Here is a 15,748-nt window from a genome sequence, read left to right on the forward strand (position 1 = left end):
GAAGGAATGTTTTGAGGAGGGTGAAACCGGCCGGTCATCGGCTGTTCCCCGAGGTGACGACGGACCGCGCGGCGCACGGAACAGCCCGGCGCGGTCCGCTGTCACCGCCGAGCACGGCCCAGCCGGCCCGCCCGGCCTCCACCGCCAGCGCGGGTGCGCCGCCGACCACCACCGGGTGCCCCACCGACCGGAGCATGGCGAGGTCGCTCACGTGGTCGCCGTACGCCCAGCAGTCCTCGGCCCGCACCCCGCGCTCGCCGACGACGGCCGTCACCGCGTCGGCCTTGGCCTGCCCGATCATCGGCGGCCCCACCTCACCGGTGAGCACTCCGCCGGCCGTCACGCCCTGCTCGGTGCACCACACCTGCGCGGCGCCGAAGTCCCGCGCCACCGCCTCCAGGAGCGGGCGCAGCGAACCGGAGACCAGCACCACCTCGTGCCCGCGGGCCCGGTGCCGTGCGACGGCCTCGACCGCGGCCGTCACGAACGCCCGCGGGCCCCGGCGGTGGGCGTCGTACCAACGGCACGCCATCGACGTCAGTGTTCTCGCGGGCACCCCGGCGAACCGGCGGTAGTACTCCCGGTTCAGGGTGTCGCGGTCCTCGCCCGCCGCCGCACGCGCTCTGAGGTCGGGCACGCGGGCGGGGAGCGGCCAGACACCCGAGGCGGCCCAGTAGTCCCAGAAGTCGAGCATGGTCTTCGTGGCCAGCAGCGTCTCGTCCACGTCGAAGAAGGCGACGGGCGGCTGCTGGCGCCCCCGGTTCACGGCGGACCGTCCTTCTCCGGCGCCAGCACCACGGCCGCGTACGCCCGGGCCGCCGCGTCGGGATCGAGGGTGGCGTGGCCCGCCGCGGCCGTCGCGTCCCGCCAGGCCCGCTGCACGGGGTGGTCAAGTGCCTGGGCCCGCAGCCCGCTGGCGCGGAACAGACCGTCCACCGCCTCCCGGCACAGCACGGCCGCGGCCGTCGCGTCCCTGCGGTTCTCGGCCACGGCGAGCGGGGTGACCTCCGCGTGGTCGGCGCGCTCCGCCGCCCTGCCGAGAAGCAGCCCCGCGGAGTGGATCCGGGTGGCGGCCTCGGTCAGCACGGTGTGCGTCGCCGGGTGCGGGGACGCGGCCCGGGACCGTTCGCCGGTCCAGACGTGCAGCGCGCCCCGGGCGATACCGAGCAGGGGAGCGGCGAAGACCAGGGCGGCGACCATCGGGTACGGCACGGTGTGGCAACGGGCGGCGCCGGGCCGTGGGCGCAGCAGCGCCTCCAGGGTGACGGAACGGTGCGCCGGGACCAGGACCCCGTCGGCCGTCACCGTGTTGCTTCCCGTGCCGCGCAGCCCCGAGGTGTGCCAGGTGTCCCGCACGGTCAGTTCCGTGCGCGGCACGGCGAAGATCCGGTGCTCCCGGCCGGCCGCGCCGGGCGTCCAGGAGGCCAGCAGGACCCAGTCGGCGTGGTCCACGCCGCTGGCGGGCCGCCACTCGCCGTCCAGCCGCCAGCCGCCGTCCACCGCCGGCGCACTGCCCTGGGGCGGTACGACCGCGGCGGCGATCCGGGCGTCGGGGCCCCGCTCCCACAGCTCACGCTGTCCCTCGGCGGGAAGGTAGGCGGCCAGGCGGCCGTGGGCGGCGAACAGCGCGGCGCACCACGCCGCGGAACCGCAGGCCTCCCCGACCTCCGCCACGCCGGTCAGCAGCGCCTCGAATCCGCCCTCCGCGCCGCCCCAGCGGGCCGGCACGAAGTGGCGCGGGAAGCCGGCGGCGCCGATGGCGGCCGCGACCTCGGGCGCCAGCCCGCGCGACTCGTCCGTCCGGGGCGCCTCGCGGCGGGCGAGGTCCGTCAGACCGGCCGGTCCCGGGGTCGGCCGGACCGTGGTGCCGTTCGTCGTGGGCACGGTCAGCATGTCGCTCCGGCGAGGTGACGGTCGGCGCACGGCAGCGCGCACTCCACGCGGGCGGAGGCCAGCTCGCGGCCGGCCTGTTCCGCCCGCAGGAGGAGGGTGCCCGACCGTCCGGGACCGGCCGGGCCGGCCGGGTGCTCCGCGGTGATCGACACCGGCTGGTCCAGCTCGCCGAAGGAGGTGAACCGGGCGGCCAGCGACCGTACGTACCGCGCCGCGTCCGTGGCGGTGACGAGGGCGACCTGCCGGAACGCGGCCATCAGCGCCATGCCCGGGACGTGGTCCGACGGGTGGTCGAACAGGACGGGGTGCTCCACGTCCAGCCGCAGCCACCACCGGTGGCGCCGCGCCGGGTCGGCCGATATGAGGACGTCACGGTCCTGACGCTGACCGACCCGGGCCGGCGGCAGGGGGACGGCCCTGACGGGCTCCGGTGCGCCATCCGTACCGGGGGCCGCCGCGCCGCGCTTCCTGAGCAGCGCGTAGCGGCGCGGCTCCAGCGCCTCCCAGCGCACCCGGGCCCGTCCCAGCCGCCGGTGCTCGGTGCGGGCCTCCGCGGTCAGCTCCAGCCTGGTCCGGCGCGACTGCCGCTCGGTGCGCGCGCAGTGCGTGTCGAGGGCGAGGGCGAGCGGCGCGGCAGGGCCCGGCGCGGGAAGCGGTCCGTCGAGATCGACGGCGAGCTCGCTGAGGACGAAGCGGTGGCCGTGGGGCACCTCGTGGAAGCGGTGCGAGAGGTGGATGGCCGCCTGCCGCGCTGCCTCGGCCAGCAGGACCGGGTCGGACGTCGGGCCGCCCTGGTCGTCCAGGAAGTGGTCGCGGTGCCACGCGCAGGCGATGGCGAACCGTTCCGCGTCCAGGCGTGCCGCACCGGTGAGCAGGACTTCGGCGGTGGCGTCCTTGTGCACGGTCTCGCGTGGCACCGGACGGTCGAAACCGAGACTTTTCCAGGGTTCCCGGAAGCCGCGGGGTTCCGACGGCAGGGTCAGTGGTGGTACGAAATGCATGTTCTGCTTCCTCCCCAAGTTGCGGCAGCGGTACGGGGACCGCCGCCGTCCCGCCCCCGCGGGAAGCGACCCGAAGAAAGATACCTTCTGGAAGGTTTCTTGTGGAGGACGTTTTTGGCCAGCCTGGCCGGACAGGACCGTCCGCCGGGCCGTACACGTCATGCCCGCACGTCATGTCCGCACGTCATGTCCGCATCCGTGGAAGCCGGGCCAGACCGGTGGAAACCGTCATACGCAGAGGAACAGAGCCATGGTGGAGCCGCAGTCGGCGTATTCCTCGTTCGCCCACAAGAAGATCGTCACCAGAAGGGGGCCCGATCCCAAACAGGACCGGTCCGCACGCACCCGGCAGCTGGTGCTGACCGCGGCCTCGGAGCTGTTCGCACAGCACGGATTCCGGCATACCTCGGTCAAGGACGTGGCCGACCGGGTGGAGATGACCAAGGGAGCGGTGTATTTCCACTACCCGACCAAGGAGGCCCTCGCGATCGCCGTGGTGGAGGAGCACTACGCCCGTTGGCCGGCGCTGCTGGAGCAGGTCGTCACCGAGGGGCACGGGCCGCTCGGCACCGCCGCCCGGCTGCTGGAGCGGGCGGCCCTGGCCTTCCGCGACGACGTGATCGTGCAGGCGGGGGCACGGCTGCAGATCGAGCGCCCGCACATCGACGCGGAACTGCCGACGCCGTACGTGGACTGGACGGAGCTGCTGGAGTCCCTGCTGGTCGCCGCCGCCGACGCGGACGAGCTGCGGGAGGGGGTCTCGCCGCAGGCGGCCGCACGGGTGCTGGTCTCCGCCTTCTTCGGCACGCAGCACATCTCGGACGTGCTGCACGGCCGGACGGACGTGGTGGACCGGTGGGCCGAGTCGGGCGAGCTGCTGTTCCGTGCGATCCGTGCGGTCCGTGACTGACAGCCCGTCGCCGGCACGGCGGCGCACCGCGGCCGTTGCCGCGGTGCGCCGGGGGTGGGGGAGTGCCGGGGCCGGCCGGTCACACGGGCTCGGCCACCCGGCGCCGGGAGGCGAGGACCACCAGGCCGCCGATGACGGCGAGGGCCGACAGGACGACGGCGAACACGGTGGCGCCGTCGGTCAGCCCGATCGCGTCGCTGAGGTAGCCGGCCGAGACCGGCAGCAGGCCCGCCGGGACGTAACCGCCCACGTTGAGCGCCGCGTTGGCCTCGGCGAGCCGCTGCGCCGGAACGCTGTGGTTGAGCAGCGAGAGCCCGCCGAGCTGTCCCATGCCCTGGCCGGCGCCGGCCAGCAGTGCGGAGGCGATCAGTACGGCGACCGACGAGGTGTGCACCGCGGTGGCGAGCGCGACCATGCTGAGCGTGGTGCTGACGGCGCCGGCGGTCAGGATGGTGCGCCGGGGCAGCTTCTGCACCGCGAACTGCACACCGGTGGCGGCCAGGAACATCGCGAACGCCATGGCTCCGGCGACGATCCGGCTGGTGGTGCCGAGCAGGCCGGACAGCAGCGAGGGACCGAGCGAGAGCACGAAGGACGTGGCGGTGATGCCGGGCGCGAACACCGCGATACCGAGGACGAGTTGCAGGCCGCTGCCGTGCGGGACGCCGGGCACCCGGATCCACGCGCCCCGGGCGGGCGCGACAGGGCGGCGCACCGGCATGCGCAGCACGGCCAGGACGGCGGTGGCCAGCAGTGCCATCTCCACCACGAAGACGGTGACGGTGGGGCCGGGCAGGGTCTCGGACAGGATGCCCGCGAGGAGCGGGCCGAGGCCGGCCCCGAAGACCATCGCGCAGGAGGCGAGCAGGGCCGCGAGCCGCTTGCGGGCGGGCCCGGCCACGTCCGTCACGGCGGCCATGCCGGCGGAGACCACCGCGCCGACGGCGATGCCGGTGAACAGCCGGGCCACGATCAGCGCGGCCACGCCGGCCGCGGTCGCGAAGACGACACAGGCGGCCAGTGCCAGTCCCAGGGCGGGCAGCAGCACCGTCTTGCGGCCGAGCCGGTCGGAGACGACGCCGGAGACGAGCAGCGACCCGAGCAGGCCCACGATGTAGAAGGCGAAGATCACGGTCAGGGTCCCCTTGGAGAACCCGATCTCGCGCTGCCACATCACGTACAGCGGCGTGGCCGCGTTGGACAGGATGAAGACCGCCGTCACCGGCCAGGCGGCCAGCCATACCCACCAGGTGGGAGTGGGGGAGGCGGCCGGCCCCGAGGACTCGCCGGCCGCCGCCTCCCGCTCACCCGTCACCCTCGCGGGCGCGGTTCGACTCTCCGACATGCCAGGTACCTCCTGCTAGTGCAGTACGAGTTTTCTCGAACATAGCATGCAGTACGATTGGAGTCGTACATAGGATTCGGTCATGAGGAGTTGCCCATGCCTGCCACGGCGAGTCCGGCGTCCGGACGGGTGCCGGACTTCAAGGTGCTGCCGCTCCCCGCGGACCTGCCCGAACCGCTGCCCGAGCCGGCGGTGGCGGACCTGCGCCTGGAGACGGTGCTGGGGGCGCTGAGCGACCCGCTGCGGCTGCGGATCGTGCAGAAACTGCTGCTGGAATCGGAGCGGTACGACCACACCTGCGGGTGGTTCGGCTTCGACCGCCCCAAGTCCTCGCTGACCCATCACTTCAAGGCCCTGCGCGAGGCCGGTGTCACCCGGCAGCGCCAGTACGGCCTGGAGCGCCGCAGCCACGTCCGCGTCGACGACCTGAACGCGCGTTTCCCCGGCCTGCTCGACCTGGTCGCGGCCTGGACGCCCGCCGAGGTCTGAGCCCCTGCGGTTCTCCGCCTCGCCCGCCGCGGCCTGCCGTTCGGGTGTGCGTGAGGATGCGGCCGGTTCCCCGCTGTGGCGCCGCCGTGGTGTCGCGCGCGGTTCCCCGTGCCCCTGAAAGGGCGCGGTGGGCCCCCTCGCGGCGCACGGGCCGACCGCGTGGGGAGGGACCGTGACGCGGCCGGATGGTGCCTGGTCCGGCGCTGTTTGAGATTCTGTGAGGGTGTTGGGTGTCGCGCGATGGTTCCAGTCCCGCAGGGGGCCCGCGTCCGCCGACGGCCCGGGGTCAGTGGACGGGTCCACCACAGGCGCCGAGACCGGCGCGCCCCTCAGATTGCTGCGGACGGCCGCGGCCGGCATCGGCACCACCCTCGACGAGGCCACGACCTGCACGGAACTGACCCGGGCGGCGGTACGGCTGACCGGCGGCGGGGCCGCCGTGATGCGTCGGGTGGGCGAGACCGTCTCCGGCTACGAGTCGATCACCGGCGACGCCGACGTGCTGCCCGACGCCCGCTGGGTCACCGCGGTGGCCCGGGACGCGTGCTCCACGGCGGCCGACCACTGGGTGGACCCCTGGCTGTCCCGCCCGGCCGGCAGCCGCACCCGTCCGGCCGTGTGCGTGCCCCTGAACAGCGGCTCCGACCAGTACGGCGTCCTGGTCTGCGCCCGTGAGGGCATGGCCTTCATCCGGGCGGAGGCCGAACTGCTCGCCCTCCTGGCCGAACGCGCCGCCTCCCACATCCGGCACGCCCGCGAGTACGAGCACGTCAACCGCACCGCCGGTGACCTGCAACGCGCCCTGCTGTCCGAGCCCGGCCGACCGCATCCCAACCTGGACGTGGCGATCCGCTACCTCCCGGCAGGCGGCCGGGTGCTGGTCGGTGGGGACTGGTGCGAGACGGTGCGACTGCACTTCGGCCGCTCCCTGCTCGTCGTCGGCGACGTGATGGGCCACGGCCTCGAGGCCGCCGTCGACATGAACGCCTACCGCTCCTCACTCCGCTACATCGCCTCGTCCGAACTGCCCCCGCACCGGGTGCTGCGCCAGATGGACGCCATCGCCGCCAACGAGGCGGACCGCAGACCCGCCACCTGTCTGCTGGTGCGCGTCGACCCGAGCCGCCGTCAGATCACCCTGTCCAGCGCCGGCCACCTCCCACCGGCCCTGATCACCGGGGAGGGCCGGACCTCCCTCGTGCCGGTCCCGGTGGGTCCGCCGCTCGGGACCGGCTTCGGGGGCTACGAATCGGCCACCCACCAGTTCGACCCCGACCACGCGCTGGTCCTCTTCACGGACGGCCTGGTGGAACACCGTGACGAGGACATCGACCGCTCCCTGAACCGCCTCGCCGACCTGCGCTTCCCCCCGGCCGCCGGCGTGGACGCCCTCCTCGAGTCGATCGTCACCCGCCTGGACGCACGCAACGCCGAGGACGACGTCGCCGTGCTCGCGGCCCGCCCGCATCCGCGGCAGGGCGGCTTCACCTCCGACGCGGAGGAGGAACGGACACCGGGCCTGTGAGGCCGCCGGCCGGTTCCCCGGGCAGCGTCAGCGTGAACGTGGTCGTGCCGTCCTGGCCGGCGCCCAGCCCGATGGTGCCGCCGTGAGCCTGCACCAGGGCCCGGGCCACCGACAGCCCGAGCCCGCTGCCGCCGCGGTCGCGGTCGCGGCTGCGGGCCTTGTCGGCACGGTGGAAGCGGTCGAAGACCCGGACGCGGTCGGCGGCCGGAATGCCGGGACCGAGATGGGCGACGGTGACGTCGCCGATCCGGGGGCCGTGGAGACCGTCACCGCGAGCGGCGTGCCGGCGGGCGTGTGGAAGGCCGCGTTGGTCAGCAGGTTGTCCAGCACCTGGCGGACACGGACCGGGTCCAGGCGCAGCGGGACCGGGTCCGGACCGGCGGTCACCGTCAGCGGACGGCCGGCGTGCGCCGCCCGGAACGCGTCCGCGGCCTCCCGCACCAGCTCCGTCAGGCCGGTGTTCTCCAGCCGCGGCGGCGCCTCCACCTCGGCCGCGTCCAGACGGGCCAGGATCAGCAGGTCGTCCAGGAGGACGCCCGTCCGGGCGGCCTCGGCGCGCAGCCGGGCCAGGTGCTTGTCGCGTTCTGATCCGGCTCGTGCCGGACCTCGCGGACCGGGAGGTCTTTCTGCGCGGGCCGCCGCCGATCATGAACGCGGTCCTGCGCACCCTGGGCGACCTGGGCGTGCCCGAGCCGCAGATCCACTTCGAGCGATTCAGCCTGGCGGGATGAGAGGGACACCGTGAAGCGGGCCGTACCCGTCGTCGCCCTGAGCATCGCCGGCCTGATCCCCGTCTGGCGCTGCGAGCCGGCCACCGGCGGTACGACGACCTCCACCGCCCTTCCCGCGCCGAGTTCTTCGGCCACCACCGCCACGGACACCGTCGTCCAGGGCGCGACGATCGACACCGAGAAGGGCCCCGTCCAGGTCCAGGTGACCTTCGACGGCGACCGGATCACCGCGGTGCGGATGCTCCGGCAGCCGGACCGTCCGCAGACGACGGCGGCCGTGCCGGTCCTGATCTCGGAGACGCTGAAGGCGCAGAGCGCCGACGTCGACACCGTGTCCGGTGCGACGGTCACCAGTGACGGCTACAAGGAGTCCCTGCAGGCCGCGATCGACGCGAAGGGCTGACCGTGCACCGCGCCGAACACGTCATGGGCTTCCCGGTCTTCCTGCGGATCGACGACCACCACGTCCCAAGGAGCGCGGCGGACGCCGTGTTCTCGTGGCTGCGCGCGGTCGACGAGCGGTTCAGGCCGTTCAGGCCGGACAGCGAGGTCTCCCGGCTCGACCGGGGCGAACTCCCCGAGTCCGAGGTGAGCCCGGACCTCGCCGAGGTGCTCGCGCTGTGCGAGGAGTACCGGCCGGCGAGCGGCGGCGCGTCCGACGTACGGCTGCCGGGCCGGGGCCTCGACCCGTGCGCGGCGGTCAAGGGCTGGTCGGTGCAGCGGGCGGCGGAGCCGCTGTCGGCCGCCGGGGCACGGCGGTTCGTGCTGGGCGCCGGCGGGCCCTGGCGTGTCGGGGCGCGGCACCCGAGGACGCCGACCGCCTGTGCACGGTCCTCCAACTCACCGGCGGGGCCGCGGCCGTGTCCGCCCGCTACGAGCGCGGCGACCACATCGCCGACGGCCGCACGGGGCGTCCGGCGGCCGGACCGCGCAGCCTGACGGTCGTGGCCGCCTCGCTGACCGAGGCGGACGCCGTGGCCCACGGCCGCGTTCGCGATGGGCGCCGAGGGCGTCGGGCGGGCCGCGGCTCGTCCGGGCCGCGAGGTCCTCGCCGTGGACGCGGGCCGGCAGGTACTGCGGACGGCGGGTTTCCCGGGCACCGTGTGATCCTGGGCCCAGCCGGCTTCCGCCCGGCGAACGCCGGCCGGGGGCCGGAAGCGGCCCGGACGGGTGGCAGGTCACAGAGTGAAGACGACAAGTCAGCCGCCAAAGTGCTGAAACACTGGCGGTCTAGACTCTCCCCGCAACGGTCTGCGCCACGGCGACCGTGGTCGAAACCGGGCAGCCTCAGCCAAACCCGAAGGGCATTCGGCGTTTTGATACGGATAGATTCAGTCACCAAGCGGTACCCGGACGGTACGGTCGCCGTCGACCGGCTCTCCCTGGAGATACCGGATCGCTCGATCACCGTCTTCGTCGGCCCCTCGGGCTGCGGCAAGACCACGACCCTGCGGATGATCAACCGGATGATCGAGCCCAGCGACGGCCGGATCCTCCTCGACGGCGCCGACATCCAGGCACAGCCGGTCAACACCCTGCGCCGGTCGATGGGTTACGTCATCCAGAACGCCGGTCTCTTCCAGCACCGCACGATCGTCGACAACATCGCCACCGTGCCCCGGCTGCTGGGGTGGAGCAAGCAGAAGGCGCGGGCCCGCGCGGCCGAGCTGATGGCGCGGGTGGGCCTGGACTCGGCCCTCGCCAAGCGCTACCCGTACCAGCTCTCCGGGGGCCAGCAGCAGCGCGTCGGCGTGGCCCGGGCGCTCGCCGCCGACCCGCCCGTGCTGCTGATGGACGAGCCGTTCTCCGCCGTGGACCCGGTGGTCCGCAAGGGCCTCCAGGACGAACTCCTGCGCATCCAGGACGAGCTGGGCAAGACCATCGTCTTCGTCACCCATGACATCGACGAGGCGATCAAGCTCGGCACGACGGTCGCCGTGATGCGTACCGGTGGCCACCTCGCCCAGTTCGCCCCGCCCGCCGAACTGCTCACCGACCCCGCCGACGCCTTCGTCGAGGACTTCCTCGGCGCCGACCGGGGCATCCGCCGGCTCTCCTTCTTCCCGTCCGCCGGGCTGGAGCTGCAGCGGGCCCCGATCGTGCCGGTCGACGCCGACGCCGCCAAGCTCGACGCCCGGACCTCGACGGACGCCCCGTACCTCCTCGTGACGGACCTGGACGGCAGGCCGCTCGGCTGGGGCGAGCCGCACACCCTGACCGCCGGTTCGATCGACCCGGCCCGACTGCTGTCGTTCGGGCTGCCGTTCGTGCCCGGCCGGGACTCGCTGCGCGCCGCCCTCGACGGCTCCGTGCTCTCGCCGACCGGCTGGGCGGTGGCCGTGGACGGTGAGGGGCGCGCCGTCGGCGTCGTCTCCCAGCAGGTCATCGGCGCCGCGATCCGGGCCGCCCACGCCGAGGGCCGCGACGACGCGAAGGCCGGGGGATGAGCGGCTTCTTCGACATCCCCAGCGACCTCCAGAACACCTACTTCGGGCTGATCGGCCTCCACCTGCGCGAGGCCCTCATCCCGGTGCTGGCGGGGCTGGTGGTCTCCCTTCCGATCGCCCAGCTCTGTGTGCGCTTCCGCTGGCTGTACCCGCCGGTCCTGGGCGTGACCACGATCCTGTACGCCATCCCCTCCCTGGCCTTCTTCGTGGTCCTCATCGACTACACCGGCCAGACCGAGACCACGGTGATGATCCCGCTCGCGGTGTACAGCCTGGTGGTCCTGGTCCCGGCGATCGTGGACGGCGTCCGCTCGGTCCCGGCCGAGACCCTCGCCGCCGCCACCGCCATGGGTCTCGGCCCGGTACGCCGTTACTTCCAGGTGCAGTTGCCGATCGCTGTCCCTGCCATCATCGCGGGCCTGCGGGTGGCCACCGTCTCCAGCATCTCGCTGGTCAGCGTCGGCATGCTGATCGGCAACCAGGGCGCCCTCGGCAACCTGCTCAACGACGCCAACATCTACCACCGTCCCGAGCTGGCGGTGAACTCGGTGGTGACGACGGCCGTGCTGGCGATCCTGGCGGACGCCCTCCTCGTCCTCGTGCGCCGTGTGCTGACGCCCTGGATGCCGAAGGAGAGCACCCGGTGAACGTCCTCAACTTCATCCACGCCTTCTTCAGCGACAGTGCGCACTGGCACGGCTACGACGGCATCCCCACCCGCCTGTGGGAGCACATCCAGTACTCGCTGCAGGCGCTCGCCTACGCCGCCGTCATCGGCCTGCCCATCGGCCTGGTCACCGGCCACTTCGGCCGTGGCGGCAACACCCTGGCCCTGATCGCGACGGCCGGCCGGGCGCTGCCCAGCTTCGGCCTGCTGGTCCTGATGTTCATCTGGCTCGGCTTCGGCATGCTGCCGGTGATGATCCCGCTGGTGATCCTCGCGGTGCCGCCGATCCTGGTCACCACGTACGAGGCGATGCGCTCGGTCGATCCGTCCCCGGTGGACGCGGCGCGCGGCATGGGCATGGCGGAGGCACGCGTCCTGTTCCAGGTGGAACTCCCGGTCGCCCTCCCGCTGATCCTCAGCGGCCTGCGCTCGGCGGCCATCCAGATCGTCTCGACGGCGACCATCGCGGCCTACGTCAGCCTGGGCGGCCTCGGCCGCTACATCATCGACGGCCTCTACCAGAAGAACTACGAGAAGGTGGTGGGCGGTGCGACGCTGGTCGCGGCGATGGCCCTGGCCACGCTGGGCATCTTCTGGGTGGTCGCGCGGCTGACGGTCTCTCCCGGCGTACGCAGGAGCGTCTGACCTCAGGTGCGGGGGACCGCATCGGCATGCGGACCGCCGCGTGGGCGCGACCGGCCCCACGCGGCGGACGCGTCCCCGTCCGCCGCACTTACCCCTCGCGCCGCGCCAGCGCCAGTTCCAGGACGACGAGCAGCGCGTCCCGCACCGAACCCCGTTCCCGCGCGTCGAAGACGACCAGCGGAGTCCCCTCCGCCACGTCCAGCGCCCAGCGCACCTCGTCCAGCGTGTGCTCGACCTGTCCGTCGAACGCGTTGATGGCGATGGCGAACGGAATCCCGCGGTGCTCGAAGTAGTCGACCGCCGCGTAGCAGTCGTCGAGCCGCCGCGTGTCCACGATCACCAGCCCGCCGAGCGCCCCCTCGACGATGTCGTCCCACATGAAGCCGAACCGTTCCTGCCCGGGTGTCCCGAACAGGTACAGCTTCAGCGTCGGGTCGATGGTGATGCAGCCGAAGTCCATCGCCACGGTCGTGGTCGTCTTGCGCGGAGTGAGCGTCAGGTCGTCCACGCCCGCCGCGACCTCGGTGATGGACGCCTCGGTGGTCAGTGGCTCGATCTCCGAGATCGAGCCGACGGCGGTGGTCTTGCCCACGCCGAAACCGCCCGCGATGACCATCTTCACCGGCAGCGGCGGCCGTACGGCCGTACGCCCGGGGCCCCGGGTCAGCGAGTCAGTCGGTGTCACGGAGTACCCCTCGGGAGTCTGGGATGGCCCGCAGGCCGTCGATAACCCTGCGCAGGACGGACGAGTCGTGGGTGGCTTCGAAGTCGGGCACGTGCACAGTCAGCTGCCCGGCCTCACGCAGGTCTTCGGCGAGCACCCGGACCACGTTCAGGTGCAGTCGCAGCCGTGCCGCCAGTTCCGCCAGCGACTGCGGGATCCGGCACGCGGCGATGATGTCGTGCTGCTCGAAGGAGAGCCGGGCGAGGGCGTCGAGCCCGGCGGTGGTCGCCACCACCTGGGTCTCGACCGGCATCGCCGGTCCGGAGGCGCTGTCCGCCACCCGGCCGGCGGTCACCAGGAACGGCCGTACGGCGGAAGCCGGACCTACCGGGTCGGGGCCCGGGGGCGGGAAGCCGTCCGCCATGGCTGTGTCTTCCTCTCTCGACCGGCTCCGCCGGTCAGCGCGTCTGTGGGACGCCGACGCTGTTCTTCAGCTCCAGGACCAGCTGCGGACTGAGAGCGGTACCCGCCCGGTTGGCGAACAGGGTCATCTCGTAGGCGATGTTGCCGAGCTTGGCCTCGTTGTCCGCGACGACGCCGAGCACGGCGCCGCTGCCGATCGCCGAGACGATGACATGGCCGCCCTCCAGGTCGATGATGACCTTGTTGAGGCCGCCCAGGCCGTAGTTGCCGGACGCGCCGGCGGCCAGGCTGGTGATGCCGGAGACGATCGCCGCGAGGCGTTCGGAGTGCGCGCGTTCACGCAGCTCCGACACGGCGATCAGCAGGCCGTCGGAGGAGACGGCGATCGCGTCCACCACCCCCGCCGTCTCGGTCGCGAAGCGGTTCAGCAGCCAGGTGAAGTCGGCTGCGGCCGCCTGCAGGTCGGTCGGCGTGGCGGCGCCGCCCGTCGGGGTGTCACCTGTCGACGTGCTCACTGCTCGGCTCCTTCCGGAAGGTGGATCTGGTGGTGCGACGGGTTGGTCTCGGAGGGCGGCGCGGGCCGCTCGTGGCTTGCGGTGTCGCTCTCGCGCCGGGCGCGTTCCACCGCGGCCTCGAACTCCTCCAGCGCGTCCCGCTCGGCGTCGGCGTCGCGGTTGCGTGCCGGCTGGGCGAGGGTCTGGGCGGCACCGGCGGTGGTGCGCAGGGTCGCGCCGCGTACCCGGCGGCGCAGCGGCCGCGACCCGTCGGGAGAGTCGGCGGGGGGTTCGCCGGTGCGGGCGGCCGGGATCAGCGGGGCCGGTGCGGCCTCCGGCCCGGTGGCCGGATCACGGCGCGGCACCCGCCGGGGGAGCGGGCTCTCGGGCTCGGCGGCGGCCGGGACGGAGGCGGCCGGGGTCGGTCCGGTCGGCTCGGCGGAGGCCGCCGCTTCCGGAGCGAGCGGGGTGCCGGAGGCGGTCGTCACCGCGCTCATCGTCAGCAGCAGCCGCGAGGGCAGCGTCACTTCGGCGGTGACACCGCCGCCCGGGGTCCGGGTCAGCTCGACGCCGATCTCCCAGCGGCGCGCCAGCGCACCCACCACGAACAGGCCGAGCACCTTGGTCGGCATGAGGTCCAGTCGCGCACGGCGGATCAGCCGGGCGTTCTCCTCGGCCAGCCGCTCGGCGCTCATGCCCAGGCCGTGGTCGGTGACGACGATGTGCGCGCCGTGGTCGCCGGTGCGGACGGTCACCTCCACGGGGCTGCCCTCCGGCGAGAAGGACACCGCGTTCTCCAGGAGTTCGGCCACCATCAGGGTGAGGTCGCCGATGATGTCCGGCTCGATCATGGCGTCCGTGCCGGCGTACAGCCGCACCCGCTGGTAGCCCTCGATCTGGCCGAGCGCGGCCCGGACCACGTTGGACAGCGGGGTGGGACCGGAGGAGAGCACCGTCTCGCGGATGCCGGCCAGCAGCATCAGGCTGTCGGCGTTGCGGCGCAGGCGGACGGCGATGTGGTCGATGGAGTAGAGGCGTTCCAGCAGGCCCGGGTCGGTCTCGGCGCGTTCCACCGCGTCGATGAAGGCCAGCTGGCGGGTGGTCAGGTTGCTGACCCGGCGGCCGACGTTGCCGAACATCTCGGCGGTGTTGCGGCGGCTGAGCACCTGGCGTTCGAGGAGCGCCGCGGCCGTGGTCTGCACCTGGTTGAACGCCTCGGCCAGGTCGCCGATCTCGTCGCGGGCGGTGACCGGCATGTCCCGCAGCCGGGGCGGGCCGGCGTCCTCGGCGTCGTCGTCGGCGACCCGGGCGAGTTCACGGCCGGCCACCTCGGCGACCTCGTGCGCGACTCCGGTCAGGGCCTGCACCGGGCGGATCACCGAGCGGCGCACCAGCGCGGCGAGCGCGATCCACAGGACGAAGCCGAGCAGGGTGGCGGTGAGCAGGTAGACGGCGCGCCACTTGGCCGAGTCGGCGGTGGCGTCGGCCCGGTCGGCGATCTGACCGATGAGCGAGGCGGTGATGTTCAGCCGGGCGGTGGCCTGGTCCAGGTAGTCCGGGTAGTCGGCCAGCGCGTCCTTGACCGCCTTGCGGATGGCGGCCTGGCTGCCGGCCTGAAGCCGGCTCGGGTCGATCTGCAGCCCGGCGTAGGACTCCGCGATCTCGCCCTGTGCCTTGGTGTGCTCGACGGAGGCCAGCTGGGCCGCCTGCCCCTCGGTGGCGAACCGGGCGAAGCGGTCGGCCTGGTGCTGGTACTGGTCGAAGGCGCCGACGGCGTTGGTGAACTCGATCAGCGCGTTGGTGTCCCCGGTGGTGGCCGCGAGCACGTTGGTCTCGAAGGCGCCGTGGGCGGCGTCCGCGCGCAGCAGCGAGTCCAGCAGGTTGCCGGTGAAGGTGGCGGCGAGGTCGGCGTTGCGGTCCAGACCGAGGCCGTCGATCAGGTCGTTGGCCGCGTTGGAGTACGCCGGGTCGATGTTGTCCGCGGGCAGGTACGACTGCTCGACGGTACCGCGCAGGCTGCTCAGACCCTCGACCTGCCGCAGCGCGTCCGACTCGGTGCCCGGCAGCCGGTCGCCGAAGGTGTCACGGACCGTCTGCACCTGGGCGGTGACCGCTTCCTGGGCCGCCTGGTAGGCGGCCGGGGAGGGGGCGCTGTCTCCGGACTCGTACCGTGCCGAGAGCAGGATCGCCTGCTGGTGCTCCGCCTCGACCTTGTCCACCAGGCGTGCCACCTGGGTGCTGTCCCGGACCAGCTGCGCCGCGTCGTCCGCGCTGGTGGACTGCTGCACCAGGTCGGTGAAGACATAGGCGAGGAGTACGGCGATGACGGCGAGCGGCACACCGACCAGCAGGTTGAGCTTGCGCCGGAAGGGCCAGCGGTCGGCGAAACCCCGTATCCCGGCGCGCTCCGGGGCGGGCCGGACGGGCGCGTCCACCTGGTTCGTGGACACCGGGCCTCCTTCATGAAGGTGTCTCGACTGTGGGGGCGTCTTCACCCCGAGCTGTTGTGGAACG

15 protein-coding genes and 3 pseudogenes are annotated in these 15,748 nt (G+C 73.3%); 9 read left to right on the forward strand and 9 right to left on the reverse strand.

Annotated features, from left to right (window positions below; genetic code table 11):
• Positions 1 to 34: 34 nt before the first annotated feature.
• From ACZ4O3_RS01675 to ACZ4O3_RS01685, 3 genes are read right to left on the reverse strand one after another with little or no spacing between them, the layout of a single operon-like run.
• The gene (locus ACZ4O3_RS01675) at positions 35 to 766 is read right to left on the reverse strand and encodes an HAD family hydrolase (protein ID WP_467720792.1); all 732 of its coding nucleotides are present in this window, start codon (positions 764 to 766) and stop codon (positions 35 to 37) included.
• Entirely contained in the window at positions 763 to 1,893 is a 1,131-nt protein-coding gene (locus ACZ4O3_RS01680) for an acyl-CoA dehydrogenase family protein (protein ID WP_467720793.1), read from the reverse strand. The genes ACZ4O3_RS01675 and ACZ4O3_RS01680 overlap by 4 nt, the downstream gene beginning before the upstream one ends.
• Positions 1,887 to 2,894, reverse strand: a complete 1,008-nt coding sequence (locus ACZ4O3_RS01685; protein WP_467720794.1) for a ScbA/BarX family gamma-butyrolactone biosynthesis protein — start codon at positions 2,892 to 2,894, stop codon at positions 1,887 to 1,889. Before ACZ4O3_RS01685 ends, ACZ4O3_RS01680 begins: the two co-directional genes overlap by 7 nt.
• Before the next feature lie 250 nt (positions 2,895 to 3,144).
• Here ACZ4O3_RS01685 and ACZ4O3_RS01690 point away from each other — a divergent pair, with 250 nt between their 5' ends.
• Complete coding sequence (locus ACZ4O3_RS01690) at positions 3,145 to 3,804, forward strand: ScbR family autoregulator-binding transcription factor (protein ID WP_362727181.1); 660 nt, start codon at positions 3,145 to 3,147, stop codon at positions 3,802 to 3,804.
• Between the two features lie 79 nt (positions 3,805 to 3,883).
• Here the strand turns inward: ACZ4O3_RS01690 and ACZ4O3_RS01695 are convergent, their stop codons facing one another.
• Positions 3,884 to 5,149 (reverse strand): MFS transporter, encoded by a 1,266-nt coding sequence (locus tag ACZ4O3_RS01695; protein WP_362727179.1) that lies wholly within the window; start codon positions 5,147 to 5,149, stop codon positions 3,884 to 3,886.
• Positions 5,150 to 5,245: 96 nt separating this feature from the next.
• Here ACZ4O3_RS01695 and ACZ4O3_RS01700 point away from each other — a divergent pair, with 96 nt between their 5' ends.
• Complete coding sequence (locus ACZ4O3_RS01700; protein ID WP_467720795.1) at positions 5,246 to 5,638, forward strand: ArsR/SmtB family transcription factor; 393 nt, start codon at positions 5,246 to 5,248, stop codon at positions 5,636 to 5,638.
• Between the two features lie 289 nt (positions 5,639 to 5,927).
• Positions 5,928 to 7,163, forward strand: a complete 1,236-nt coding sequence (locus ACZ4O3_RS01705; RefSeq protein ID WP_467720796.1) for a PP2C family protein-serine/threonine phosphatase — start codon at positions 5,928 to 5,930, stop codon at positions 7,161 to 7,163.
• On the opposite strand, the pseudogene ACZ4O3_RS01710 reads toward ACZ4O3_RS01705, so the two are convergent.
• Positions 7,123 to 7,763, reverse strand: a pseudogene (locus tag ACZ4O3_RS01710) (sensor histidine kinase); the annotation flags it as partial. The gene ACZ4O3_RS01705 and the pseudogene ACZ4O3_RS01710 overlap by 41 nt on opposite strands.
• On the opposite strand from ACZ4O3_RS01710, the pseudogene ACZ4O3_RS01715 reads away from it, so the two are divergent.
• The 6 genes and pseudogenes from ACZ4O3_RS01715 to ACZ4O3_RS01740 form a co-directional block, all read left to right on the forward strand.
• Positions 7,748 to 7,894, forward strand: a pseudogene (locus ACZ4O3_RS01715) (oxidoreductase); the annotation flags it as partial. The pseudogenes ACZ4O3_RS01710 and ACZ4O3_RS01715 overlap by 16 nt on opposite strands.
• A 10-nt stretch (positions 7,895 to 7,904) precedes the next feature.
• Positions 7,905 to 8,297 (forward strand): FMN-binding protein, encoded by a 393-nt coding sequence (locus ACZ4O3_RS01720; RefSeq protein ID WP_467720797.1) that lies wholly within the window; start codon positions 7,905 to 7,907, stop codon positions 8,295 to 8,297.
• A 23-nt stretch (positions 8,298 to 8,320) separates the two neighbouring features.
• A pseudogene (locus ACZ4O3_RS01725) lies at positions 8,321 to 9,001 on the forward strand (FAD:protein FMN transferase).
• A 209-nt stretch (positions 9,002 to 9,210) separates the two neighbouring features.
• Entirely contained in the window at positions 9,211 to 10,341 is a 1,131-nt protein-coding gene (locus ACZ4O3_RS01730) for an ABC transporter ATP-binding protein (RefSeq protein ID WP_362730005.1), read from the forward strand.
• Positions 10,338 to 10,988, forward strand: coding sequence for an ABC transporter permease (locus ACZ4O3_RS01735; protein WP_384993271.1), 651 nt, complete (start codon positions 10,338 to 10,340; stop codon positions 10,986 to 10,988). Before ACZ4O3_RS01730 ends, ACZ4O3_RS01735 begins: the two co-directional genes overlap by 4 nt.
• The gene (locus tag ACZ4O3_RS01740; protein WP_362729999.1) at positions 10,985 to 11,653 is read left to right on the forward strand and encodes an ABC transporter permease; all 669 of its coding nucleotides are present in this window, start codon (positions 10,985 to 10,987) and stop codon (positions 11,651 to 11,653) included. Before ACZ4O3_RS01735 ends, ACZ4O3_RS01740 begins: the two co-directional genes overlap by 4 nt.
• Positions 11,654 to 11,741: 88 nt before the next feature.
• Here ACZ4O3_RS01740 and ACZ4O3_RS01745 read toward each other — a convergent pair whose 3' ends face one another.
• The 4 genes from ACZ4O3_RS01745 to ACZ4O3_RS01760 are packed head-to-tail and all read right to left on the reverse strand — an operon-like array spanning position 11,742 to position 15,684.
• Positions 11,742 to 12,338 (reverse strand): GTP-binding protein, encoded by a 597-nt coding sequence (locus ACZ4O3_RS01745; protein WP_362731916.1) that lies wholly within the window; start codon positions 12,336 to 12,338, stop codon positions 11,742 to 11,744.
• Complete coding sequence (locus tag ACZ4O3_RS01750; protein WP_362731918.1) at positions 12,325 to 12,741, reverse strand: DUF742 domain-containing protein; 417 nt, start codon at positions 12,739 to 12,741, stop codon at positions 12,325 to 12,327. The genes ACZ4O3_RS01745 and ACZ4O3_RS01750 overlap by 14 nt, the downstream gene beginning before the upstream one ends.
• A gap of 34 nt (positions 12,742 to 12,775) precedes the next feature.
• Positions 12,776 to 13,255 carry a roadblock/LC7 domain-containing protein gene (locus ACZ4O3_RS01755; protein ID WP_362731920.1) on the reverse strand — a complete coding sequence of 160 codons (480 nt, stop codon included), beginning with the start codon at positions 13,253 to 13,255 and terminating at the stop codon, positions 12,776 to 12,778.
• A complete protein-coding gene (locus ACZ4O3_RS01760) occupies positions 13,252 to 15,684 on the reverse strand; it encodes a sensor histidine kinase (RefSeq protein ID WP_467720798.1) in 2,433 nt (810 codons plus the stop codon). The genes ACZ4O3_RS01755 and ACZ4O3_RS01760 overlap by 4 nt, the downstream gene beginning before the upstream one ends.
• Positions 15,685 to 15,748 lie beyond the last annotated feature (64 nt).

This window comes from Streptomyces sp. NPDC026515, assembly GCF_055567595.1.

Coding starts and splice junctions, on each gene's coding strand:
- ACZ4O3_RS01680 (WP_467720793.1), bottom strand. CDS start 1,893: ATGCTGACCGTGCCCACGACGAACGGCACCACGGTCCGGCCGACCCCG.
- ACZ4O3_RS01685 (WP_467720794.1), bottom strand. CDS start 2,894: ATGCATTTCGTACCACCACTGACCCTGCCGTCGGAACCCCGCGGCTTC.
- ACZ4O3_RS01690 (WP_362727181.1), top strand. CDS start 3,145: ATGGTGGAGCCGCAGTCGGCGTATTCCTCGTTCGCCCACAAGAAGATC.
- ACZ4O3_RS01695 (WP_362727179.1), bottom strand. CDS start 5,149: ATGTCGGAGAGTCGAACCGCGCCCGCGAGGGTGACGGGTGAGCGGGAG.
- ACZ4O3_RS01700 (WP_467720795.1), top strand. CDS start 5,246: ATGCCTGCCACGGCGAGTCCGGCGTCCGGACGGGTGCCGGACTTCAAG.
- ACZ4O3_RS01735 (WP_384993271.1), top strand. CDS start 10,338: ATGAGCGGCTTCTTCGACATCCCCAGCGACCTCCAGAACACCTACTTC.
- ACZ4O3_RS01750 (WP_362731918.1), bottom strand. CDS start 12,741: ATGGCGGACGGCTTCCCGCCCCCGGGCCCCGACCCGGTAGGTCCGGCT.